The sequence below is a fragment of the Bacillus sp. Marseille-Q3570 genome (assembly GCF_946151055.1).
In the GTDB taxonomy this organism is placed as follows: domain Bacteria; phylum Bacillota; class Bacilli; order Bacillales; family Fictibacillaceae; genus Pseudalkalibacillus.
On the sequence record NZ_CAMGYZ010000003.1, the window covers coordinates 334,516 to 358,260 of the forward strand.

The following is a 23,745-nucleotide window of genomic DNA, read 5'->3' on the forward strand; positions in this document are numbered from 1 at the left end:
TTTAAGTTGACACATTTTCTCGCTTCTTACATAATAGTGTTGGACATTATACGTTAAACAACACGAATGGAAGTGAAGAGAATGAAGAAAACATATGCACTTGTTTTTGCAGCGATGTTTGCAGCTGTCATTGCAGCTCTTGGGTTGGTGCCACCGATTCCAGTACCAGGTTCACCTGTCCCTATTACAGCACAAACATTAGGGGTCATGCTAGCCGGAGGTCTTCTAGGAGCTCGTCTTGGGGGATTGAGTCTTCTTGTTTTCATCGCCTTGATCATTGCTGGAGCGCCTGTCCTTTCCGGGATGAGAGGTGGGGTCGATGAACTTGTCGGACCTAGTGCAGGCTACATTTTAAGCTGGCCGATTTCAGCTTTTGTAATCGGTTATCTTGTTGAAAAATCATGGAACAAATTGAAAATGTGGAAGGTGCTATTAACCAATATATTAGGCGGTATCATCCTTGTATATGCAGCTGGAATCCCAGTTACGGCATTCGTCCTGGATCTCCCGCTTAAGGCAGCAGCATTATCCGCGCTTGCTTATATCCCTGGTGATCTTGTAAAAGCTGTGATCGCGGCCTTTGTCGTTGTGAAAATGAAGAAGAGCAACCCGGTCCTTTCCAACAAAAAGAAAAATCTTGCCGCATAAATTGAATATGATACCCTGAAGAAAGAGGTTTGTCGATTGACGAAACCTCTTTCTTTCCGTTATTGAAAACTTATGGCTGATTTCGCATAGATTGTTATTTTGGAAATACACTCGCTTTCCGCGGGACAACATTCTGACAGCTAACCTATTAGAAAAAAGCAAATAGATGAGGCAGGTAGAGACAATGATCATACTAGACTGGATTACGAAACAAGCAAAAATACATCCAAATGAGATTGCCCTGAAATCAGAATATGGAACGATCACTTATGACGAATTGATAGATAAAATCGATATAGCGGCTTCCCTGTTGTATAAAAGGAAACCGCTTACGGATGGTACTATAGCAATCTATTTTCCAGAAAACCATATGGAGTTCGTCATCTATTTTCTCGCCGCCTCGTCATTAGGCTGGAAAGCCGTTCCGATTGATCCGAAATTACCGATTGAAAAAGCGAAAATGATTCTTGAGGACAGTGAAGCGGATGTGTTAGTTTCAGATTCTCAACACCAGTGGTGGGATGGAGAAATGTTCCTTGCAGGGCAAGAACTTTCCTACACTTTTAAAATGGAAAACATACCGAAAGCTACACCAGATTCCATTTTTTACTTAGGGTATACCTCGGGAACCTCTGGTAAGCCGAAGGGGTTCATACGTACACAAGAATCATGGACGGAAAGCTTCAGAAATACGGCCTTTGAGTACAAGCTTCGTGTAGGAGATCAAGTGATCATCACTGGTTCACTTGCTCATTCTCTATTTTTATATGGGACGCTACATGCCTTATCCACCGGTTCAACTGTTGAGCTGTTGGATCATTTTTCTGCTGAAGCGACAGCTGGTCGGATAAGGAATGATAAGAGAACGATTGTCTATGTTGTACCAACCATGCTCGAAGCACTCTTGAATGAATCCTATCCACAGTGGGAAGCGGTCGATCTTATCATATCCTCTGGATCAAAATGGAATGTTGAGCGGCGAAGATGGATTGAAAACACGTTTTCCAATGCGGAGTGCATCGAATTTTACGGGGCTTCGGAACTGAGTTTCGTTTCTATCCTTCATCAGGATGCCGTCTCTACAAAAGTAGACTCTGTCGGACGTCCTTTTACAGGTGTTGAAGTGTCCATTAGAGACGATCAGCTCCAAGAAGTACCTTATGGAGAAGTTGGAACCCTATATGTCAGAAGTAAGATGGTCTTCAAAGGATATCAAAATCTTCCTGCGGAAACTGCAAACATATTTATAGATGGCGAATGGGCAACGGCCGGAGATTTAGCCCGTATGGATGAAGAGGGCTATATCTATCTTGTCGGAAGGGCAAACCAAATGATCATCAGCGGTGGACTCAATATTTATCCAGAGGAAGTAGAACGGGTGATCCAACTTGTATCTGCTGTTGAGGAGTGTGCGGTGATCGGCGTACCAGATATTTATTGGGGAGAAAAGGTTGTCGCCTTCATCAAATGGCGGCAGGGGCAAGAGGGTAGGGATGCTCTTTTAAAAGAAATCTGTCTCCAAGATCTTCCTAAGTACAAATGTCCGAAAGAATTCATCACTGTAGATGAATTTCCATACACCGTCAGTCGAAAAATAGCGAGGAAAGAATTGATCCATCTTTATCCGGAAGGCTGTGGGAATCGTGAATGATGTGTTTATTTTAGAAGCGAAACGAACCCCGATCGGTAAACTTGGCGGGCAGTTGAAAGACTTTCCACCTGAACAAATGGCTGCTGAGCTCATTAAAGGATTAGTAAAAGAACTGGAAATCGATCCTCGCGAAATCGACGATGTTATTTTAGGTAATGTGGTAGGACCAGGCGGGAATATAGCAAGGTTAGCGGCATTGACTGCTGGTTTACCCGTCCAAATACCGGGAGTAACGGTGGATCGTCAATGCGGTTCTGGATTAGAGGCGATCAACCAGGCTGCAAGATTGATCCAGTCAGGTGGTGCAGAGCTTGTCCTTGCAGGAGGAGTTGAAAGTACAAGCCGAGCACCATGGAAAATCGAAAAGCCTACCAGCCTTTATGCGCCATCAGGTCCTTCTTTTTATCATCGTGCCAGATTCTCACCAGAAGAGGTGGGTGATCCAGAAATGGGCGAGGCAGCTGAAAACGTAGCGGATGAGTATGGAATTTCAAGGGAAGATCAGGACCTTTACGCATTGAAAAGCCATCAAAAAGCTGTTGCTTCTCAAAAAGAGGGTCGCTTTGACAAAGAAACCATTCCCTTGAAAAACGGAGAGATACGTACGGATGAATGCCCAAGAGAAAATACGTCATTGGACAAATTGAATCGATTATCACCTGTTTTCAAAGAGAATGGAACCGTGACCGCAGGGAATGCGTGTCCGATTAATGACGGTGCCTCGATTGTTGTGCTGGCTTCAGAAACAAAATGCCGTCAACTTGGGTTAAAGCCCTCCATCCGCTTTGTCGATGCTTGTGTAGCTGGAGTAGATCCTAATCTGCTCGGTATTGGTCCGATTCCCGCGGTCAGGAAACTATTGCAGCGACAATACTTGACTGTGGCTGAGCTGGATGTAGTTGAATTCAATGAAGCGTTTGCTTCCCAAGTGTTAGCCTCTTTAAGGGCGTTGAATATTCCGGAAGAGATCGTCAACATAGGCGGGGGTGCGATTGCACTTGGTCATCCGTATGGTGCATCTGGAGCTGTTCTGATGACAAGGATGTTTCATGAAATGCAAACTAAAGGACGTTCATGCAAAGGGTTATTGACACTCGGGATCGGTGGCGGACTTGGTCTTGCGACATTGATAGAGAAAGTAGATGCGGGGTGGGAAAGTTGAAAGTCGGGCAGAAGACGGATCTCTTCAAAATGAAAGTTACAGATTCGGAAGCGATGAAATTTGCTGAGGTCATCCAAGATATGCCGTTAGCAAAGAAAGGTGGCCAGTCCGTTGTACCAGCCACATATCCGATTGTTTACTGGCAGAAGGTCGAACTCCCCTGGTTGAAAGATATTGGTCCTCTTGTCCATGGGGAACAATCCTTCTGCTATAAGGAACCAGTTTTGACGGATCACACGTATTATGCTGAAATCAGACTGGTAGATATAAGAGAGAAAACAGGAAAGTCCGGAAAAATTGTCTGGCTGATACATGAGATGTATGGCTATCAAGATGCACTGAAGAAACGGCTGGTATTTACGGGGATCACAACTGTGATGTTCAGACCGGAACTGGAGGGAGAATCTTGAGTCCAACACCGATGAGTCCACATCAACTGATTTTTACAAAACAGGATATTCGTGATTACGCTGAAGTCAGCGGAGATTTCAACCCGATCCATTTGTCTGAGAAGGATGCTGAACGTATGGGGTTTAAAGCGTGTGTGGTGCACGGCATGCTTGTCATGGGGCGCATTGGAGCGGTATGCCGGGCGGAATTCGGAATAGATGTGATTATAAAAGATTATGAGATACGCTTTCAGGCACCTGTTTATGTAGGAAGGCCATATGAACTTGAAATCAAAATGGATGGAAATGACTTATCTTTACACCTTAATTCTGAAGCAGGTACATCTGTCATAAAAGGGAAAATAAATCCATCACGATAGGAGGATCATCATGAACGGTAAAGTGGTCATCATAACGGGATCGACAAAGGGAATAGGTAAAAGTATTGCACAGAGGCTCGCTACTGAAGGCGCATCTATCGTCATCAATGGAAGAGACAAAGTTAAAGTGGAACAAACAGTAGAGGAATTGAAGGAGATACATAATCGGATTATCGGCGTCACAGCTTCCGTCTCATCGGAGGAGGCTTGCAAACGCGTCATCGATGAAACGATTGCTGTGTTTGGACGAGTGGATGTCCTCGTTAATAATGCTGGTATCACCCGCGACCGCATTTCCTATAAAATGACGATTCAAGAGTGGGATGATGTTATTGAGACACATTTGAGGGGAACATTCGCATGTACGAAACACGCGGTATTGGCTATGCGTGAGTCCAAGGTAAAAGGGACGATCATCAATGTAACCTCTAAATCTGGTATGGAAGGGTTAGCTGGCCAATTGAATTACAGTGCAGCAAAAGCAGGGATAAATGGGATGACCAGGACGCTTGCTAAAGAACTTGGTCGTTTCGGCATCAACGTTTATGCGATTGCACCAGTTGCAGAAACTGACATGACCCTCCCAGTGATTGAAATGCTGAAAAAAGAAGCCGATAAACAAGGTGAAGCGTTGCCCGATGAATGGCGCATGGGGTCAACGGATGATGTCGCAATACTCGTTTCAACTATTCTGGATGAACAACCAGAAACAGGTTCGATTTTTTCTATCAATGGAGACAAGATTGGCCGTTGGAAGGCACCAGAACATGAAAAGATTCTTCCTTCCTCTCAAAATTCGACAGATGTTACTATTTTTCGTTCTTTTTCCAAAAAAAGAGCGAAAAAATCCACTAAATAATGACATTTTACGATTCGTATTGTATAATAGACGTAAGATTCTGAAAAATAATCCGTGTCTTATAAATCGTTAGATAAAGGCAAACTCATTGAAAAGTGGGGACGCAAAACTATAGGGACTAATTTGGAAGCACAATATGTCAGCCAGTTGCCGAAACGATTCCTCATTTATCACCGATTTATGAGATAGGTTCAATCAAGGTGTTGAAGGGTATGACCTTTTATCAAATCTTATTGCCTATGTCATCATTCATTCTCATTTATACATTCGTCTTATTCATCATTACATCTCTCATCAAAAGTGTATCCGATCGTTGGATGAATGTCTTGTTCAACATGGGTATTATTTTCGGTACAATCCTCTGGGTTTATCTTATCAGCCGTAATGACATCTTTTAACTGTAAATCCAAAACATGTTTATAAGTTTTTTGGCGAATGTTGTCGAATCTTTGTTTTTTTGAAATAACATTTATCTTATGGGGATTGACAGCATTAAATTTTTTTTACAAATTTATTACCGCTTGAAATAGTGATTAACCCTGATATATCAATAAATACACCGGTTTCCAGAATTTAGATCCTCTACGAATTTCCCGAAACCCCTTTCCGCGTGTTTTTTATATGTTTATAATATTAGTAACAACTTTAAAAGGGGGATGGTTATATGGCGACATTAACCATGTTAAGGTTATCAGAAGAGGAGAAAGCTTTGTTATTGGATGTAATGATGGAGCAGAGATATGCATCGGAATTGGTCAGCTGTGAGATTACAGATATAGAAACAGGGCAGAAGCAATGTGAAGATGCCCGAGTTAAACGGTTGAACAACTTACTAGTGAGATTACATAAAGCTGGTGTATAGTTGAGTATAAAAAGGGACTGTCCTCGGACAGTCCCTTTTCTTCTAGAGGCTTAGCTTTCAACTAATTGTCCAATAATCCTTTACGTCTTGCTTCCATACGCCATTCTGCTTCTTTAATATACCGTTTTGAAGCAGTATTACGAGTACGTAAATACGACCAATAATTTGTGTAGTTAGGAGGTCGGAATTCAGTAGGAACCCTGCGAGCATAACCCCACCAATTCATTTCTTGGTTCTCTAAGAGGATTAAGTAGTGATCGTATTCTCTTTTCATGTTTGTCTTACACTCCTATAAATTCATCTTTTAAATTCATTCTGTCTTTTTTGGACCATTCATATTCATAAAATTGAAAAATACAATGAGCTCAAGATACATCTATATGGTGTGTAACTCATAAAGTGTACAAATTGGATGTTTTCATCATTCTCTTTATTCTGCTCCTATAAGCCTATTTATAGTTAGAAAAGAGGCGTTTTAACTGAGCTTATGGAATTTATTACTATGCTAAATAAGGATTGGAGGAGTTTGACCATGATGGAACAAGTGTTGATTTTTGCATCTGTCTTAGCTCCGATTGTCACCGGTCTGACTGAAGTAGCAAAGCATTCTTTCAAGATTTCCAAGCGGTTCATATCCCTGGTCAGCTTGATCATCGGTCTTCTTATAGGATTAGCTGCTTTTCCCCTTACCGATCTTGATTGGACATTGAGGGTGTGGGCTGGAGGTATGGCGGGTCTTGCTGCTACCGGATTGTATGAAGTAGGGAAATATCGCGTCAGGCACCGGCGAAGATAGCTCATTAAAATGGGCACTCTATTTATCGAATAGTTGAGTTCCTCGAGCTTCAGCATCATATAATATCCTAGGGGAGTACAAGCTGGAGGTATTTGAAATGGAATGGACATATTTTATCGTGTCCATGGTGGTCAGTGTTTTGACGACATTAGCTGCCGTATATTTGAGACAAAAAATTAAGGTTAAGCTTGAAAAAGAGCAAAACCAACAAACTGCGAGAGAACTCGCAAAAACGATCCTCTTGCAAGAATTACAAGATAATCTGAAATTATATTTACGGAAAGAGACTCGGAACGGCGCCAGTCTTCAGGACTTTTTAGAGCATGGCAATGTGGAGATCCAGGGGAACGAAAAGATATGGCAAGACGTTTATTTCTTCAAACTGGATGAATGGGATAAAGTGAAATATGAAATTGCAAAGCTGGACCCTGTGTTAGCAGATGAATTATTTAAAGTTTATCAGCAGATTGAAATCCTTGATGCCCATGCTCAGCTTGAATCGCCGATCTTTAGAGTAGACCGCCTTGGCTTTTATAATTTTACTGAAAAATATGAAACGATCATCAACGAACTCAAGACTTAAGGGAATCATTACCTGTTTCAAGGAGGTAATGATTTTCTTACATATAAAGCCCTTTTATTTAGATTGGATAGCAACAATCTATTAAACGCAGTCTAAAAATTCAATTTTATCTAGAACGTGAATAGTCATCCGTCTCACAGTTTTCACCAACAAAATAGTAATTTAAAGGGGTTCATTAGCACCAACTCCTGAGGTGGCGTTGTCATGTTTTTTAGTTTCTTTACGACTTCATTCGTCAAAACCAATCATTATTCCCAGAAAACGAAATTCATTCAACAAATCTCCCGTTAAATCAAGAAAATTGGCGAATGTTTTTTCTAGTCACATTGGCATAATTTAGAAAATTGAAGAGGGGATTTGACTTACTCTATGGAATTGCATAAGACGGTTTCAAAATGTTTGAGCATGTATTGGAAAAGGTATACTAAATATGAAACTAGTTCAGAATAATAAAGATGCGCATTGACTTTACACAAAAAGGGGAGTTAGCAAATGAAGAAAAGTTTAGTACCAATGATTGTAGGTATGTTTGTCGCTTTTGGTCTCTTTTGGGCTGGTCAACCGACAGGCTCTACAACTTATCAACAAGCAGACAGTTCGGAACTTCCTAAAAAAACATTTGCGAAAAGTCATGTGGAAATTCAAAACCAACCAATAGCTACCGCTACTAATTTGGAGTTTTCAGATAAAAAAGAGAAGGTCAAAACAACGAGTGCTGTCAGTAAAACAGATGTCGAAGCACCGAACAAAGGGGACTTCGTAAAAAAAGCAGATACATTCATGCAAAAAGTGGTTCAACCTACGGATGAAAATTATAAAGTAGAAGATTTTAATTCAAAACAAGAATTGATTGAATACTTAACCCAGTATGTTACAGAAGATATTGCAACGTATTATGTGGATGGTCTATATGAAGAGAGACAGGATGGACTTTATATCATACCGACAGAACTTCCACCATGGATTGTGAAAGGTGAACCTTCTAACCTGACTAAAGTGGATGATGAACATTTCCGTCTGGAGCAGAAAAACAGCAGTGATTTATATGGTGACTATATGATTGAATTGAGTTTCAAAAAAGAGAATGACAACTGGATCATTGAATCTGTTGATGTCCAGTAGGAATGATGACTGACTCATGAAAATGCTGATCCAGGAGGAGAGTGGATAAACTCCTTCGGATCAGTTTTTTATTGATTTTTAGGCTCAACAGAAATAGACTCGCTTTCCGCGGGCAATCGAAAAGCAGAAGCGATCCGTTTAGTCACGAAGGTCACTATTATGCTCAAAGTCCTTTTATAAACTTTGGGGTCTCGCTTGGTTCGCCGTTCCCGCTGGAGTCTCGTATATTTCAACCCCTCAGAGACATCCACCAATCACATCAAACTTTTAGAATACAGACAAAAACAAAGATCAAGCGCTTATGTGAGAGATCTGAAGGTGTGATGTTGAAAAAATTAAAGATCAAGCACTCAGGAGGAGACTCGGGCGTACAGATGAAATTTCGGGATGTCGGAAAGGGAGAGTAAATTTATGGAAATTCATCTTTTAGAGAATGGGCATCTGATCGTAGAAGACAATGAGATGTTTTTTTGGGCAAGATACGGTAGAATAAGCATACGACTTCCAAGAGGGAATAGATATACAGATACGAGCAGATCAACAACACTAGCCTAAACATAATAGATGGCTATGATAAATTGGAGTTTTGAATATGAGTAATTATACATTTCAAGATTATTATAAAAATACTGTAGAGCTATCCTTCACAAACCATCCTTATTCACTCACACCAAAGCACGTTTGGGTTATTTGCAGGTTCAAAGGTCAATGGTTGTTGACGGAACACCCCCGGAGAGGAATTGAATTTCCAGGCGGTAAAGTGGAGAAAGGGGAATCTGCTGAAAAGGCTGCGGTGCGTGAAGTGTTTGAAGAGACAGGCGCAACAGTCGATGCATTGAAATACCTTGGACAATATCGTGTCAAAGGTAAAGGCGGAACGATCATCAAGAATATTTACTTTGCTACGATCGATAAAATAAAATTAAAGGCCCATTATTTTGAAACTAATGGACCTATCCTTATGAAACAGCTTCCGGACACGTTAAAAGAAAATGACAAATACAGTTTCATGATGAAAGACGAAGTGCTTGAGCTTAGTATGGAATACATATTCAAAAATAAAATCCTTCAGCTATGACGTTTGCGAAGAAAGTTTTCAAGCATTCCGACTCCTGTATACATGATCGTCGCCATCACGGCAATGATGAGCAAGCTTAGTAAAACGAGTGTAAAGTTGAATACCTGGAACCCATATATGATCAGGTAACCTAATCCTTGTTTGGAAACAAGGAATTCACCAACAATGACCCCTACCCATGACAAACCAACATTCACTTTCAATGTCGAAATGATTGTCGGGATCGCAGATGGAAAAATGACTTCATTGAACACTTGCTTCTTATTGCCGCCAAACGTTTGGATAACCTTTATATAATTATCATCCGTTTCATGAAACGCAGTGTAGACCACGAGTGTCGTTATGATGAAGGATATCAGCACACCCATGGCGATGATCGACAGATAACCAGGTCCAAGAGCGACAATGAGAATTGGGCCTAGCGCAACTTTCGGCATAGCATTCAGCACGACCAGATATGGGTCGGAAACTTTAGATACAAAGGGTAACCACCATAGGATTGCAGCAACAGCGGTTCCGAGAACCGTTGCGATGATGAAACTGGCTATCGTTTCACCAAACGTGACCATGATGTGTGTCATCAAGGTTCCATCCATGATTTTCGTATAAAATAAATTTGAAATTTTAACAGGGGAACTGAACAAAAGAGGATCGATCCATGTGTTTTTCGATGCCGTTTCCCATATTCCCAGGAATGCAATGAAAACAAGGACTTGTGTGATGAACACATGTCTTTTTGTTCTGTGTTCCCTGTGTTTATATTGTGTATATTCTACTTCAATTTTCGATTTCAAGCTCATTCAACTCCTCCCAGATCATCTGGAAGATGTCTTTGTAATCCTCATGATTTCGAACATCAAAAGGTTCCATCTTTGCTAAGTGCTTCGGTACGATATATTCAGACTTGATCCTGCCGGGGTTTGCTGAAAAAACAATGACACGGTCAGACATGGCGATTGCTTCACCTATATCATGCGTGACAAGCAAGGCTGTTTTTTTATGCTCTTTTAAAGTAGTGAACACAAGATTTTCAAGCTTCAATTTCGTCTGATAATCCAGTGCAGAGAATGGTTCATCCAGCAATAGCAGTTTCGGATTGGTAGCTAATGTTCTCACGAGTGCTATGCGCTGCCTCATGCCACCAGAAAGTTCATGAGGATATTTATTTCTGGTATGCCCCAGACTCATGTGGTCTAATAGCTCAAATGTCATTGTTTTGCTCATATCGTTTAAGTTATCCTGTATCTTCAAACCAAGGAGGATATTTTGTTCGATCGTTTTCCACGGCAGCAGGTAATCTTGCTGAAACATGTATCCTATCTGCTCATGTGCCTGTTTGACCGGTTCATTCCGTATGGTGATCGTCCCGAGAACTGGCTGGAAGAGACCCGCAATCAGGGAGAGCAGGGTCGTTTTTCCGCAGCCGCTCGGGCCGAGGAAAGATACGAATTCACCTTCCTCGACCTGAAGGCTGATATCCTGCAACGCCGTTGTGACGGAGTCTGTTGAGAAGTAAGCATGGGTGAGTTGATCTACTGTTAAAAAGGACAAAACCGATCTCCTCCTGTTACTTTGCTACACTTTCAGCGATTTCTGTATTGACCAGTGTACTATGTTCGACTTGCTTTGGAAGTTCGCCCGCTTCATCCATGATTGTTTGTAAGTTGTTCCATTCCTCAACGTCTAGAATCGGATTTGTGGCAAAGCTGTGTTGTTGTTTGTAACGTTCAGTTGAGGATTCAATCAAGTCGATCGGTGTGTCTTCAAAATAAGGTTCGATTACGGCAGCGATTTCCTTGGCACTATGGCTGTCGACCCACTGTTGGGCTTTGTGAACGGCTTTAGTAAATCTCTCCACGATGTCTTTGTTTTGGTTGATATAACTTTCTTTTGACATGAAAGTGGTGTATGGTAATTTACCGGATTCTGTACCAAAAGAAGCTACCACATGACCGATGCCTTCTTTTTCGAACAGGCTGGCAGTGGGTTCAAATAATTGCACGTAATCACCGGTACCAGAAGCAAAGGCATTCGGAATGTTTCCAAAATCGACATTTTGAATCAGGTTCATATCATTATGTGGATCGATTCCATGCTTCTTCAATCCAAATTCTCCAGCCATCTGTGGCATACCGCCTTTTCGTTGACCGAGGAATGTACTGTCTTTAAGTTGCTCCCAATTAAAAGTATCTGGTTTTTCCCGTGCGACGAGGAACGTTCCATCTGTTTGTGTCAGCTGTGCGAAATTGATGACTGGATCTGTCGTCCCCTGGGCATAAACGTAAATGGAAGTTTCTGAACCGACCAGTGCGACATCTGCTCCATCAGATAAAAGAGTGGTCATCGTTTTGTCTCCGCCCCAAGTTGTGGTAAGTTCAATATCAATCCCTTCTTCTTCAAAAAATCCTTTTTCTATTGCAACATATTGCGGAGCATAAAAGATCGAACGGGTAACTTCAGCAACTCGTACTTTATCATTGGTGGATCCGTTGGAACAGCCAGCAGCCACTAGGTTGACAGCAAAAAGTACAGTTACAGCTCCTATGATATGTCGTTTGATTCCCTTAAGCATTAATATCCCTCCACACACTATAGATGCAATAGTGTATGAAGCGAGTTGAAAATGTGTGTTCGCCCAAACTTGTTTAGAGGTGGTTATATGGAATATTCATATCGAATTGAAAAAATAAATCGGTTCCCTTCACCGAATCCTGACATCAAGTTATCTATTGTGACTTACCGTAGTCAGGCTTTACGCGTAAAAGGTTTGTTGGCTGAACCTAAAGTAGAAGGTCCTCTGCCCGGGATTCTATATTTACGCGGCGGAATCAAACAAGTAGGAAAAGTACGGGTATCAAGGATCATACAGTTCGCTTCTCAAGGCTTTGTCGTCTTCGCCCCTTTTTACAGAGGGAACGAAGGAGGAGAAGGGAAGGAAGATTTTTGCGGTGAGGATCGTCATGATGCATTTGAAGGATTGAAGGTGCTCGAGGAACTTCCATCCACAGATCCAGGCTTGCTCCATCTATTTGGATTTTCAAGAGGAGGCGTAATGGCTTTATTTACTGCTGTGTATCATTCGGACCTTGTCAAATCAGTCGTCGTATGGGGTGGAGTGACGGATATGAAACTGACATATGAGGAAAGGAAAGGTCTTCGTAAAATGCTCAAGCGTGTCGTCGGAGGCTCTGTATATAAATACCCTGAACGTTATGAAGCGAGGACACCGTTATCCCTGGTTGGTGATATTGTGGCTCCAGTATTGATCATTCACGGTGTTTATGATGAGAATGTATCTATCGAACATGCCTATCGTCTTGAAAAAGAAATGCTCAAATATGGAAAGTCCTTTGAAACCTGGTACTTCGAAGACGATCACCACTTTTCCCCCGAAAAGAAACGGAAAGTTACACATGAACTGTTGGAGTGGATGAGGAGGTAATGATTATCTTTGATTGGGAGCATGTAACTTCGAAATAAACGTGATTATCTACAAAAATGGAGGGTGTACTTACAAAAATTTAAAATTAACTACAAAAACAGGAAATTAATAACAAAAGTTCATAAATTACCTACAAAAATTCATTATTACCTACAAAACATCCAAAAGGGCAGGCATGAGCCATACTCTTCGGACAGCTTCCTTCCACAAATAAATAAGGAGTGCCCTCGAAAGGATCACTCCTAAGTGTCATGAAATTAAACTAACGGTCCTGCGTTTTTGATTTCTAAGCTTGCGTTTTCGAACTTATTGAAGTTTTCCTTGAATTTCATTGCGAGTTCTTTCGCTTTCTGATCATATGCTTCTGGATTATCCCAGGTTTTCTTAGGTTGCAGGACTTCACCTGGTACACCTGGGCAGCTCGTAGGGATGTGTAGTCCGAAAATCGGATCAGTGACCGTTTCAGCTGAACGCAGCTCGCCCTCTAAAGCGGCTTGCACCATCGCGCGCGTGTGGGTCAAGTCCATTCTCTTACCTACTCCGTATTCACCGCCAGACCATCCAGTGTTGACCAGATAAACATCAACATCATGCTGAGCAATTTTTTCACCGAGCATTTTCGCATATCTTTCAGCGTGCAATGGAAGGAATGGAGAACCGAAGCAAGTAGAGAATGTCGCTTGTGGTGAAGTGACGCCACGCTCTGTTCCTGCAAGCTTACTTGTATAACCTGATAGGAAATGATACATTGCTTGTTCTTTAGTCAACTTGCTGATCGGAGGCAATACTCCGAATGCATCTGCCGTCAAGAAGATGATCGTATTCGGATTTCCTGCTACGCTTGGTGTAATGATATTTGGAATCGCATCGATCGGATAAGCTGCACGAGTATTCTCTGTCAATGTTGTGTTGTTATAGTCGACCAATCGTGTGCACTCATCAGAGACTACGTTTTCAAGGACGGTTCCGAAACGGATCGCATTCCAAATTTGGGGTTCTTTTTCTCGGGAAAGGTTGACGCATTTTGCGTAGCAGCCACCTTCGATATTGAATATCCCGTTGTTTGCCCAACCGTGTTCATCATCACCGATCAGACGGCGGTTAGGGTCGGCAGACAAAGTTGTCTTACCAGTTCCACTCAAACCGAAAAATAATGCAACGTCACCCTCGACACCGACATTCGCTGAACAATGCATGGAGAGGATGTCTTGTTCCGGAAGCATATAGTTCATAACCGAGAAGATCGATTTTTTGATTTCGCCAGCATATTCAGTTCCACCGATAAGTACAATTCGCTTTTCAAATGAGATGATGATGAATGTTTCAGAGTTTGTACCATCAACTTCAGGATCAGCTTGAAAACCTGGTGCTGAAATGACCTGGAACTCTGGAGTGAAGTCGTTTAAATCGCTTTCATTTGGGCGTATGAAAAGTTGACGTGCAAACAGATTATGCCATGCATATTCGTTGATGACTTGCAGTGGAAGTTGATATGCTTTATCCGCACCGGCAAATCCCTGGAATACGAATGTTTCTTCTTTGCTTGTTAAGTATTCGATGACTTTCTTATATAAGTTATTGAACTTCTCTTCATCAATCGGCTGATTGACCGAACCCCAATCAATCTTATCTTTTACGGAAGGTTCCATGACGATGAATTTATCCTTTGGAGAACGTCCAGTATATTTACCAGTTTCAACTTGAAGTGCGCCTGTTGATGTAAGGACGCCTTCATTTCTAGCGATCGCACTTTCTACTAATCTTGGTGTCGCTAAATTTTTGTGTGTTGATTCTTTACTTAATAACTCATCGGTAAGAGAGCTGAATTGTGCTGTATTCATATAAACCATCCTTTTTCACATAAAGTTTAAACCAATACTTCGCTTAACTCGGAAATAGTATAACATATTTATTTTAATAATGTATACTATTTTTCCGTATTTGTGACATGTTAAACCTTAATTAGGATATAAATAGGCGTGGGGCCAATAATGAAAGATCGCTTTGTTAAAAGCATCTCATAATATCGTAATTTACCCATATATTGTGTGCCGAATCTCCTCAATACAAAATGGGAATTCCGTTGACATAGCATGGGTACTGCGATATGATATTGCGAGAACGGCTACTCTTATTCCGAGTAGGTGGAGGGACAGGCCCAATGAAACCCAGCAACCGACACCATGATAGAGGTGAAAAGGTGCTAACCTGAAAAATAAGAGGGTGAAAGGTATACAACGAACCACCTTTCCTCTGAACAGGAAAGGTTTTTTTTCGTTCAATAGGCAGAATCCTTTTAAAAAAAGACTGAGAAGAAAATTGTTATACATGCAGCAGTTTTCCTATATAGTATGAAACTTTGTTGCACTTTCTCATAAGGAAATGAGTACCGTATCAATTAAAACGATACTTAAAGATCGTCGAGGAGGTTCCGTAATGGCAAAAAGCAGACGTCTATTCACATCTGAATCAGTTACAGAAGGTCATCCGGATAAAATTTGTGACCAGATTTCAGATGCGATTCTAGACGAAATCCTAGCAAGTGATCCAAATGCACGTGTAGCGTGTGAAACATCTGTGAATACAGGGCTCGTACTCGTTGCAGGTGAGATCACGACTTCTACTTATGTAGATATCCCGAAAATTGTCCGTGAAACGGTGAAAGGAATCGGTTATACACGAGCAAAATATGGTTTCGATTATGAAACATGTGCAGTTCTCACATCCATTGATGAACAATCTGCTGATATCGCACAAGGTGTCAACCAGGCTCTTGAAGCAAGAGAAGGGTTGATGACAGAAGAAGAAATTGAAGCAATCGGTGCTGGTGACCAAGGATTGATGTTCGGCTATGCGTGTAACGAAACGCAAGAATTGATGCCGCTTCCTATTTCCTTATCACATAAGCTTAGCCGCCGTTTGACAGAAGTACGTAAAAATGAAGTTGTTCCATATTTACGTCCAGATGGTAAAACACAGGTAACAGTGGAATATGATGAAAACGGTCAACCGGTAAGGGTGGATACGATCGTCATCTCTACTCAACATCATCCTGAAGTAACCCTAGAGCAAATCAAACGTGATTTGAAAGAACATGTCATCAATCCTGTCGTTCCTACCGAGTTGATTGATGAGAACACAAAATATTTCATCAACCCGACAGGGCGTTTCGTCATCGGTGGTCCACAAGGGGACGCTGGATTAACTGGCCGTAAAATCATTGTTGACACATACGGTGGATATGCACGCCATGGCGGTGGTGCCTTCTCAGGTAAAGATCCTACAAAAGTTGACCGCTCTGCTGCATATGCAGCGCGTTATGTGGCGAAAAACATTGTAGCAGCTGGATTAGCCGAAAAATGTGAAGTACAACTCGCTTATGCGATCGGTGTCGCTCAACCTGTATCGATCTCGATCGATACGTTTGGTACTGGCCTTGTATCGGAAGAGAAGCTTGTTGAGCTTGTTCGAGCAAACTTCGATCTTCGTCCTGCAGGAATCATCAAGATGCTTGATCTTAGACGCCCGATCTATAAACAGACTGCAGCTTATGGTCACTTCGGCCGTACAGATATCGAGCTTCCTTGGGAACAAACGGACAAAGCTGAAACATTGAAAAACAACGCATAATTACAATAAGAAGACCCCAAGTTGCATCATTGCCGCTTGGGGTTTTTGCGTACTGAAATTTAATTTTATTTAAAAATTTCACTTTTTCAAATATTTGTTGAAAAGCTGATCTGACTAGAGTTTGATTGAAACGAAATTTGCCACATTCCTATGGGAAAAGCGAGCTAAGGAGCCCCCACAGCGAGGAACCAGTGAAGAGGATCGCAGAGGTAAGTAAATGCAAGAAGTGTGGTCTAGCTCAGAGGCCAGTCACTTTAATCACTTCGAGCCTTCATACGGACAAACAAACCTGATTTTACTCCTTGAATGGCCGTATGGAGCTTTCGATCGCCCAAAGGGAGGGAACTTCGCAAAAATCAACAATAATAAGGTATAACGAGCATAACGAACCCTTGTTTTAAAAAGAAAAAGGGAAGAGGTAGAAATGTACCAGCCAGCCTGTCACCGTTCCAATCAACATTCCACCGATTACATCAGATGGATAATGCATGCCTAGATACATTCTTGAAATCGCCACAGAAAAAGAAATTGGTATTAAAACAATCGAAAGCAGTGGATTCCACAGAATAAGAGGCGTGGTGACAGAAAAAGTCGCAGTAGTATGGCCGGATGGAAACGAATGGTCTTTAAGCAGTCTTGAAATAGTGATGGTTTCAGGTAAAACCATATAAGGACGTTTTCGGGGATATATTTTTTTACTGAGTTGTACAGGTATATGACTGATTGTAAGAGCCAATAAGCTTTGAACAGCTATGTTTCGTAAATCCCCAGTCCCTAAGACGAGCACCAACAGACAGATCCCGATAGATCCAGTAGCCCCTCCAAGATGAGTTATAGACATGAAATACATGCTTAATGCAGACTTTTGACATTTGCTGTTCACCCACTGAAAGACAGAGCATTCCCTTTCATGAAGCCAATTGATAACTTTCGCCAATGTGGACCTCTCCCTCGATAGGATTTACTTCATTTTAACGTCCCTATATTAGGAAAATATCAATATGATGTTAAATTTTTGTAGAGAACGGTCCAATCCAGACATTATACTTTCATTTTATAGGATGATAAAATTGTGAAAGCGGGTATAAATAAGTAATTGATAGGGATGGAGGGATACAGATGTATAAAGGAATACACCATGTATCACTTGAAGTGAAGAAACTGAAGAAGGCAAGATCCTTTTATGAAAAAGTTATCGGATTCCAAGTCAGTCCAGACCGGCCGGACTTCGATTTTGATGGGATCTGGTATCAAATCGGGGATACACAACTCCATTTGATTGTGAATGAAAAATTGGATGAGAAAAATAAACCGCCATTAGACAGCCGTGTCCGCCATTTCGCCATAAGGGTTGAATCAATCGAGGACATTCTTCAACGCCTCGAAAAAGCGGGCTATAGTTACTTGAACAAGCCAACCAGTAAAACCGGCTGGCATCAAGTGTTTGTACAGGATCCAGATGGAAACGTAATTGAATTTAACGCTTAGGATTTCTTCTGCATCTGTTTATAATATTGTCCCCGCTCTACATATTCAGTGCGGATCCTTTCCATGTCTTTTAAATCCGCTTCATTCAACTCTCTAACCACTTTTGCTGGACGTCCGAAGGCAAGTGAGTTTGGTGGAATTTTTTTACCTGGAGGTACTAAGCTGCCAGCTCCTACAAAAGCACCTTCACCTATTTCAGCACCATCCAGGATAAGGGAACCCATTCCGATCAAGGCGTTCTTCCTTATGGTGCAGCTATGTAATGTGACTTGATGACCGACTGTGACATCATCTTCAAGGATTAGAGGGTTATTTGGGCTTTGATGGAGCATGGAAAGGTCTTGAACATTCACTCGTTTTCCAATGATGGTTGGCGCTACATCACCACGGATGACTGAATTAAACCAGATTGAGGATTGCTCCTCGATCGTGACATCACCTGATATGACGACACCATCTCCAATGAAAACCGTAGAATCAATTTTAGGTTCTGTTCCTTTATATGGATAAATCAAAGTATCATCCTCTTTCTTTTATGAATAAATAGTTGTATGAAATCAATAGCAGTTTAGCAAATTATAGAGTAGAAGAAAAGGGGCGTCGTACATGTGGATCTGGGAAGCAGAAGATGCAAAAGCAGTAATTGTGATGGTCCATGGTGCTGGCGAGCATCATGGCAGATATGAATGGTTATGCTCGCAGTGGGTAGCTAACGGTTATCACGTCGTCATGGGTGATTTACCTGGCCAAGGTGCTACCCGTCGGAACAGAGGACATATCTATTCATTCAGCGAATATATAGACACGATCGAAAACTGGATGGAAGCAGCTGCACAATTTGATCTGCCAATTTTTTTGTTCGGTCATAGTATGGGGGGCCTAGCGGTTATCCGTGCATTGACAGAAAGAGAAATGCCCGTGAACGCTGTGATTCTATCATCACCTTGTCTGGGTATCGTCTATAAACCGCCAAAACCTGTTGAGGCATTATCTCGAGTCATCAATCGTGTATACCCAACTTTACGATTAAGCTCAGATCAAGGATTTGGAAAAGCGACAAGATCAAAGGAACGGATTGAACAGGACCTAAAAGATGCTTTTTATGTGAAAAAAGTATCCATTCGCTGGTACCGGGAGTTGATGAGCTCAATCAAGATCGTCCACCAATCAGTCGGCCGATTTCCTGATGTTCCTCTGTTGGTCTTACAAGCAGGAAATGATTTGATTGTAGACAAAAAGAGTGTAAGGAATTGGTTCAATCAACTGAATTTGATGGAAAAATCCTATAAAGAATGGCCCGGACTTTATCATGAGATATTGAATGATCCAGAACGAGAGCAAGTTTTCCTTTATATATCGCACTTTGTAAATTTATTGTTGACCTTCGAAGAAAATCTTCAAAAGGAGTGAAACTATGAAGGAAGCCCCTTCGCAACCATGGTCATTGATGATGAGGATTTATAAGGAAATCATACCGAATGTACACAATGAATTAGATTTTTGGAGAGAAAAGGCGGAGCGTATTCCTAATGAAGAATTAAGAAGCCAGGCGATTGCCAGCATCAATTCGAAAACGTTCCATTGTGAGGGCGGTGCAATCTATGCCTTGCTCTCCATTGATCCTGTCTGCCGGAGGGAAGTCATCCGATTCATTGTGGCCTATCAAACGATCAGTGATTATCTTGATAATTTGTGTGACCGAAGTACTTCTTTGGACCCAGACGATTTCAGTTTGCTCCATAGATCCATGGAGCATGCGTTGACACCTGGTTCACTCGTTGAAAATTATTATAGACTTCGTGAAGAGCAGGATGATGGCGGTTATCTGCCTGACCTCGTTCGAACATGTCAAAATGTACTCGAGGAACTGCCTGGTTTTTCACAAATCCACGCTGGTCTTCTGGAATTGGCGGAGCATTACTGTAATTTGCAAATACATAAACATGTGACACACGAGGAGAGAGTCCCAAGACTGCAACGTTGGTTTTCTGAGAATGAAAAAGAACTTCCAGCGATGAGCTGGTATGAATTTTCGGCATGTGCCGGATCGACATTAGGAATCTTTTGCCTCGCTTCCTATGCCTCTAACGGCGAGGTTGAGCCCGAGCTTGTGGAAAAGGTGAAGGAAGGGTATTTCCCATGGATCCAGGGCCTCCACATCATGATGGATTATTTGATCGATCAGCAAGAGGACAAGGACGGAGGGGATCTTAATTTCTGTTTTTACTATGAAAATCAGGAAACGATGATCGAGCGTCTATTACACTTTTTTAAAATGGCAGACCGCTCAGCACAAGACCTTCCGCATTCGAAATTCCACACCTTGATTACGAGAGGTCTTCTTGGCATCTATTCTACCGATACCAAGGTGAAAGGGCAACGTGACGTACAGACAGTTCTTAAAAAACTGATGCGTGCAGGAGGATTGTCAGCCTATTACTTTTACTGGAACAGCTGGGTCTATCGTAAAGTAAAAGCATGAATAATGGTGGGTTCGAAATAAAAAGACAAATGGACGTTCCAAAATTGTCTGACACTTTTGGAACGTCCCCTTTGTGTTGTTTCATTTCAAGTAAAAAATACTCCCTTTAAAATTAGTGCACAGCTGGTAACTTCGGAATCAATACACCGGACGAAGGAAAAGCAATTGCTTTTTCGTGGGACTAAGGCTCCGCCTACGCCAAAGACTTTGATTTGCCAAGTTTTCTTTAACTTCTTTTCTCTATCGCCACCACAAAGGGAGGAGTGTTTTTCTGATTGAGGAATTGATATTGGAGGACGTGGGCGTTAGTCTGATCCATATTGTGTAAAAACGCGGTCAGCGAATCCTTTTCATCCTGACCACCCTCATGCCCGTAATAAACCACAAGGACAATCAACCCGCCCGGCATCAAAATCTCCATCAATCCTTCAATGGCTGCAAGTGTCGAATCTGATTTTGTAATGACAGATTTATCACTACCCGGTAAATAACCAAGGTTGAACATTGCACCCTGAATTGATCCATGATACTTATCATCCACACATTCTTTCACTTTAGCATGGCTTTCAGTGAACAACCGTACTCGATCATCCAGCTTATTTTCCCGTAATCGATTTTGTGTCGCTTCTATTGCATCATCCTGGATATCAAATCCATAAACAAGACCGTTTTCTCCGACCAGCTCCGCTAAAAATTGTGTATCGTGACCGTTGCCGACAGTTGCGTCTACAGCTACCCCGCCAGACTCAACCACCTTTTCCAATAGTTCTTTTGCGAATGGGAGTACCCGGCTTAAAATCATGGGGCGGACACCTCAAATCCCTGATAGAACTTCCCCTGATAGCTGCTACGCCGCTCCAGTTCCGCTTCAATCGAATTCAGAACGTTCCATTTGTTCATGCTCCACATCGGTCCGATCAACAGCTCAGCAGGTCCATCCCCAGTCAATCGATGGACCATCATGTCAGGAGGAAGTACTTCCAACTGATCACAAACAAGGTTGATATATGTATCGAAGTCGAGGAATTCTACTAACCCTTTTTCATATTGTTTCACCATAGGGGTTTTCTTCAATAAGTGCAATAAATGGATTTTGATTCCCTGTACATCCAGCTTCGCTACTTCCCTTGCAGTTTCCATCATCATTTCTGGGGTCTCCTGAGGCAGGCCGTCAATGATATGACAGCAGACCCTGATGCCATGCTTCCGAAGTTTGTTCACACCCTCCACATAACACTGGTAATCGTGCGCACGGTTGATGAGTTCTGCTGTTTCCTCATGAACCGTTTGCAGCCCAAGCTCCACCCAAAGGTAAGTCCGCTCATTAAGCTCTGCTAAATACTCGATCACATCATCCGGCAGACAATCAGGTCGTGTTGCGATTGCAAGTCCGACAACACCTTCCTGTTCTAAAATGACTTCAAATTTTTCACGGAGTTCCTCAACTGGATCATAGGTGTTTGAAAAAGCCTGGAAGTAACCTAGATATTTACCTTTCTTCCACTTTTTATGCATCCGTTCTTTTACGGTATTGAATTGTTTGACGAGATCATCCCGACGGTTTCCAGCGAAATCCCCTGACCCGCTTTGGGAACAGAAAGTGCAACCTCCAGAAGCAACATTTCCGTCACGGTTCGGACAGTCGAAGCCTCCATCGATCGGAATTTTGATGATCTTTTCACCGAAATGATCTTTCAGATGTTTGTTCCATGTATAGTATCGTTTATCACCGAAGTGAGGTGGAACAGCGTTGTTATAAGACATAAGAGTCCCTTTCCATGTTTCATATTTTCATTCTATGAGCATTTTAGCATGATGGTCGATGGACCGCCAATCGAGAATTCTACAAGGAAAAAACAATTGCCAACATCTATAAAAAGGAATACAATCTTTTTGGTATAAAAAAGTAATTCAGTCCACATGTGGCTTGTTTTATAACGCTTAGGTCTAGGGGGGACATAAGGTGCCAAAGCATCTTTGGTTGTTAATAATCGGTATGATGATCAATGTCACGGGTGCTTCTTTCTTATGGCCATTAAACACTGTCTACATACATGATCACCTTGGGAAAACTTTGACATTGGCGGGACTTGTTTTAATGGGTAATGAAGGCGCTGGTGTTATCGGCAATCTGGTTGGGGGCTATTTGTTCGATAAGGTAGGAGGCTATCGGGCGATCCTCATTGGGATAACCATCACTTTGTTCAGTTCAGTCGGTCTCATTTTCTATCATAGCTTCTACCCTTACATGTTTTTTCTCATCATATTAGGTTTTGGGTCCGGTATGGTGTTTCCAGCAATGTATGCGATGGCAGGGATGATTTGGAAAGAAGGAGGTCGTAAAGCATACAACGCAATTTATGTTGCTCAAAACGTAGGGGTAGCCGTGGGTGCTGCTGCAGGAGGTTTGTTGGCATCATTTGATTTCACATGGATTTTTGTAGGGAATACACTCATGTTTGTTAGTTTTTTCTTTGTCGCTTTTTTTGGATACCGTCATCTATCTGATGCTGACACAATTGTCTCGAGTGTTCTTGATGAAAGACTCACCATAAAGAGCAAGCCCCATTTCAATGCCCTGATCTTATTGTGTGCAGCTTATTTTATTTGTTGGCTGGCTTACGTCCAATGGCAAACGACCATCGCATCATTTACACAGGCAATGGGAATTTCATTGGGAAATTATAGTCTTCTTTGGACAGTTAACGGAGCGTTGATTGTTCTTGGGCAGCCACTTCTTGCATTGATCGTCAAACATTGGCTGAAGGTACCGAAACTCCAGATCATCATCGGTATTCTTATATTTATGATTTCTTTTTGGGTGGCTTCACAGGCTAGCTTCTTCATAGGTTTCATGACAGCGATGATCATCCTCACCATTGGCGAAATGCTCGTATGGCCAGCTGTACCGACGATTGCAGGAGAATTAGCACCGAAAGGCCGGGAAGGATTTTATCAAGGTATCGTCAATAGTACTGCAACGGGAGGTAGGATGTTTGGACCGATTATCGGAGGGTTGATCGTTGATTTAGCGGGTATCGAAACGATGTTTATCATCGTTCTTATTTTACTGGTTGCAAGTCTCGGAATTTCAATCCTTCATGATCGTACAATTGTCAAAAATCAATCAATCGTGGTAGGAAAGCCGTCTTAGTACGGCTTTTTCACATATT

At 41.9% G+C, this 23,745-nt stretch carries 28 protein-coding genes and 2 riboswitches; of the genes, 19 read left to right on the forward strand and 9 right to left on the reverse strand.

Annotated features, from left to right (window positions below):
* Nucleotides 1-81 precede the first annotated feature (81 nt).
* From N8M93_RS07460 to abbA, 8 genes are all read left to right on the forward strand, one after another.
* Complete coding sequence (locus tag N8M93_RS07460; RefSeq protein WP_261130662.1) at nt 82-648, forward strand: biotin transporter BioY; 567 nt, start codon at nt 82-84, stop codon at nt 646-648.
* Between the two features lie 184 nt (nt 649-832).
* Complete coding sequence (locus N8M93_RS07465; protein ID WP_261130663.1) at nt 833-2,299, forward strand: AMP-binding protein; 1,467 nt, start codon at nt 833-835, stop codon at nt 2,297-2,299.
* A complete protein-coding gene (locus N8M93_RS07470; RefSeq protein ID WP_261130664.1) occupies nt 2,292-3,461 on the forward strand; it encodes a thiolase family protein in 1,170 nt (389 codons plus the stop codon). Before N8M93_RS07465 ends, N8M93_RS07470 begins: the two co-directional genes overlap by 8 nt.
* Complete coding sequence (locus N8M93_RS07475; protein WP_261130665.1) at nt 3,449-3,871, forward strand: MaoC family dehydratase N-terminal domain-containing protein; 423 nt, start codon at nt 3,449-3,451, stop codon at nt 3,869-3,871. Before N8M93_RS07470 ends, N8M93_RS07475 begins: the two co-directional genes overlap by 13 nt.
* Nucleotides 3,868-4,230, forward strand: a complete 363-nt coding sequence (locus tag N8M93_RS07480) for a MaoC/PaaZ C-terminal domain-containing protein (protein WP_261130666.1) — start codon at nt 3,868-3,870, stop codon at nt 4,228-4,230. The genes N8M93_RS07475 and N8M93_RS07480 overlap by 4 nt, the downstream gene beginning before the upstream one ends.
* Before the next feature lie 10 nt (nt 4,231-4,240).
* The gene (locus N8M93_RS07485; RefSeq protein WP_261130667.1) at nt 4,241-5,089 is read left to right on the forward strand and encodes an SDR family NAD(P)-dependent oxidoreductase; all 849 of its coding nucleotides are present in this window, start codon (nt 4,241-4,243) and stop codon (nt 5,087-5,089) included.
* 68 nt (nt 5,090-5,157) lie between these two features.
* Nucleotides 5,158-5,244, forward strand: a riboswitch (cyclic di-GMP riboswitch).
* Nucleotides 5,245-5,301: 57 nt separating this feature from the next.
* Complete coding sequence (locus tag N8M93_RS07490; RefSeq protein ID WP_261130668.1) at nt 5,302-5,487, forward strand: hypothetical protein; 186 nt, start codon at nt 5,302-5,304, stop codon at nt 5,485-5,487.
* A 266-nt stretch (nt 5,488-5,753) separates the two neighbouring features.
* Complete coding sequence (gene abbA / locus N8M93_RS07495) at nt 5,754-5,951, forward strand: antirepressor AbbA (RefSeq protein WP_261130669.1); 198 nt, start codon at nt 5,754-5,756, stop codon at nt 5,949-5,951.
* A gap of 61 nt (nt 5,952-6,012) precedes the next feature.
* On the opposite strand, the gene N8M93_RS07500 is transcribed toward abbA, so the two are convergent.
* Entirely contained in the window at nt 6,013-6,225 is a 213-nt protein-coding gene (locus N8M93_RS07500; protein WP_225064320.1) for a hypothetical protein, read from the reverse strand.
* Nucleotides 6,226-6,486: 261 nt separating this feature from the next.
* On the opposite strand from N8M93_RS07500, the gene N8M93_RS07505 reads away from it, so the two are divergent.
* The 5 genes from N8M93_RS07505 to ytkD all read left to right on the forward strand — a co-directional run bounded on the left by N8M93_RS07505 (nt 6,487) and on the right by ytkD (nt 9,530).
* Complete coding sequence (locus N8M93_RS07505; RefSeq protein ID WP_221566489.1) at nt 6,487-6,747, forward strand: holin; 261 nt, start codon at nt 6,487-6,489, stop codon at nt 6,745-6,747.
* Nucleotides 6,748-6,844: 97 nt separating this feature from the next.
* A complete protein-coding gene (locus N8M93_RS07510; protein ID WP_261130670.1) occupies nt 6,845-7,330 on the forward strand; it encodes a hypothetical protein in 486 nt (161 codons plus the stop codon).
* A 492-nt stretch (nt 7,331-7,822) separates the two neighbouring features.
* The gene (locus tag N8M93_RS07515; RefSeq protein WP_261130671.1) at nt 7,823-8,452 is read left to right on the forward strand and encodes a hypothetical protein; all 630 of its coding nucleotides are present in this window, start codon (nt 7,823-7,825) and stop codon (nt 8,450-8,452) included.
* 411 nt (nt 8,453-8,863) lie between these two features.
* Nucleotides 8,864-9,007: a hypothetical protein gene (locus tag N8M93_RS07520; protein ID WP_261130672.1), complete on the forward strand. Its 144-nt coding sequence runs from the start codon at nt 8,864-8,866 to the stop codon at nt 9,005-9,007.
* 37 nt (nt 9,008-9,044) lie between these two features.
* Nucleotides 9,045-9,530, forward strand: a complete 486-nt coding sequence (gene ytkD, locus N8M93_RS07525; RefSeq protein WP_261130673.1) for an RNA deprotection pyrophosphohydrolase — start codon at nt 9,045-9,047, stop codon at nt 9,528-9,530.
* On the opposite strand, the gene N8M93_RS07530 is transcribed toward ytkD, so the two are convergent.
* The 3 genes from N8M93_RS07530 to N8M93_RS07540 are packed head-to-tail and all read right to left on the reverse strand — an operon-like array spanning nt 9,521 to nt 12,102.
* Nucleotides 9,521-10,330: an ABC transporter permease gene (locus N8M93_RS07530; protein ID WP_261130674.1), complete on the reverse strand. Its 810-nt coding sequence runs from the start codon at nt 10,328-10,330 to the stop codon at nt 9,521-9,523. The two genes, ytkD and N8M93_RS07530, sit on opposite strands and share 10 nt — an antisense overlap.
* Nucleotides 10,308-11,081 (reverse strand): ABC transporter ATP-binding protein, encoded by a 774-nt coding sequence (locus N8M93_RS07535; RefSeq protein ID WP_261130675.1) that lies wholly within the window; start codon nt 11,079-11,081, stop codon nt 10,308-10,310. The genes N8M93_RS07530 and N8M93_RS07535 overlap by 23 nt, the downstream gene beginning before the upstream one ends.
* Before the next feature lie 16 nt (nt 11,082-11,097).
* On the reverse strand, nt 11,098-12,102 hold the full coding sequence (locus N8M93_RS07540; RefSeq protein WP_261130676.1) for an ABC transporter substrate-binding protein: 1,005 nt from the start codon (nt 12,100-12,102) through the stop codon (nt 11,098-11,100).
* An 87-nt stretch (nt 12,103-12,189) separates the two neighbouring features.
* Here N8M93_RS07540 and N8M93_RS07545 point away from each other — a divergent pair, with 87 nt between their 5' ends.
* Nucleotides 12,190-12,972 carry a S9 family peptidase gene (locus tag N8M93_RS07545; protein WP_261130677.1) on the forward strand — a complete coding sequence of 261 codons (783 nt, stop codon included), beginning with the start codon at nt 12,190-12,192 and terminating at the stop codon, nt 12,970-12,972.
* Between the two features lie 257 nt (nt 12,973-13,229).
* Here N8M93_RS07545 and pckA read toward each other — a convergent pair whose 3' ends face one another.
* On the reverse strand, nt 13,230-14,813 hold the full coding sequence (gene pckA, locus N8M93_RS07550; protein WP_261130678.1) for a phosphoenolpyruvate carboxykinase (ATP): 1,584 nt from the start codon (nt 14,811-14,813) through the stop codon (nt 13,230-13,232).
* Nucleotides 14,814-15,100: 287 nt separating this feature from the next.
* A riboswitch (SAM riboswitch) is annotated at nt 15,101-15,194 on the forward strand.
* A 214-nt stretch (nt 15,195-15,408) separates the two neighbouring features.
* On the opposite strand from pckA, the gene metK reads away from it, so the two are divergent.
* Nucleotides 15,409-16,602 carry a methionine adenosyltransferase gene (gene metK / locus N8M93_RS07555; protein WP_261130679.1) on the forward strand — a complete coding sequence of 398 codons (1,194 nt, stop codon included), beginning with the start codon at nt 15,409-15,411 and terminating at the stop codon, nt 16,600-16,602.
* A gap of 397 nt (nt 16,603-16,999) precedes the next feature.
* Here the strand turns inward: metK and N8M93_RS07560 are convergent, their stop codons facing one another.
* Complete coding sequence (locus N8M93_RS07560) at nt 17,000-17,539, reverse strand: phosphatase PAP2 family protein (RefSeq protein ID WP_261130680.1); 540 nt, start codon at nt 17,537-17,539, stop codon at nt 17,000-17,002.
* A gap of 182 nt (nt 17,540-17,721) precedes the next feature.
* Between N8M93_RS07560 and N8M93_RS07565 the strand changes: the two genes are divergently transcribed.
* Nucleotides 17,722-18,090 carry a VOC family protein gene (locus tag N8M93_RS07565; protein WP_261130681.1) on the forward strand — a complete coding sequence of 123 codons (369 nt, stop codon included), beginning with the start codon at nt 17,722-17,724 and terminating at the stop codon, nt 18,088-18,090.
* Here the strand turns inward: N8M93_RS07565 and N8M93_RS07570 are convergent.
* Nucleotides 18,087-18,605, reverse strand: a complete 519-nt coding sequence (locus N8M93_RS07570) for a gamma carbonic anhydrase family protein (RefSeq protein ID WP_261130682.1) — start codon at nt 18,603-18,605, stop codon at nt 18,087-18,089. The two genes, N8M93_RS07565 and N8M93_RS07570, sit on opposite strands and share 4 nt — an antisense overlap.
* Before the next feature lie 91 nt (nt 18,606-18,696).
* Here N8M93_RS07570 and N8M93_RS07575 point away from each other — a divergent pair, with 91 nt between their 5' ends.
* Nucleotides 18,697-19,500, forward strand: coding sequence for an alpha/beta hydrolase (locus N8M93_RS07575; RefSeq protein WP_261130683.1), 804 nt, complete (start codon nt 18,697-18,699; stop codon nt 19,498-19,500).
* 4 nt (nt 19,501-19,504) lie between these two features.
* Nucleotides 19,505-20,572, forward strand: a complete 1,068-nt coding sequence (locus tag N8M93_RS07580) for a tetraprenyl-beta-curcumene synthase family protein (RefSeq protein ID WP_261130684.1) — start codon at nt 19,505-19,507, stop codon at nt 20,570-20,572.
* 226 nt (nt 20,573-20,798) lie between these two features.
* Here N8M93_RS07580 and N8M93_RS07585 read toward each other — a convergent pair whose 3' ends face one another.
* The gene (locus N8M93_RS07585; RefSeq protein ID WP_261130685.1) at nt 20,799-21,374 is read right to left on the reverse strand and encodes a class I SAM-dependent methyltransferase; all 576 of its coding nucleotides are present in this window, start codon (nt 21,372-21,374) and stop codon (nt 20,799-20,801) included.
* Nucleotides 21,371-22,336 carry a TIGR01212 family radical SAM protein gene (locus N8M93_RS07590; RefSeq protein WP_261130687.1) on the reverse strand — a complete coding sequence of 322 codons (966 nt, stop codon included), beginning with the start codon at nt 22,334-22,336 and terminating at the stop codon, nt 21,371-21,373. Before N8M93_RS07590 ends, N8M93_RS07585 begins: the two co-directional genes overlap by 4 nt.
* A 199-nt stretch (nt 22,337-22,535) precedes the next feature.
* On the opposite strand from N8M93_RS07590, the gene N8M93_RS07595 reads away from it, so the two are divergent.
* Nucleotides 22,536-23,726 carry an MFS transporter gene (locus N8M93_RS07595; protein WP_261130688.1) on the forward strand — a complete coding sequence of 397 codons (1,191 nt, stop codon included), beginning with the start codon at nt 22,536-22,538 and terminating at the stop codon, nt 23,724-23,726.
* Nucleotides 23,727-23,745: the final 19 nt, after the last annotated feature.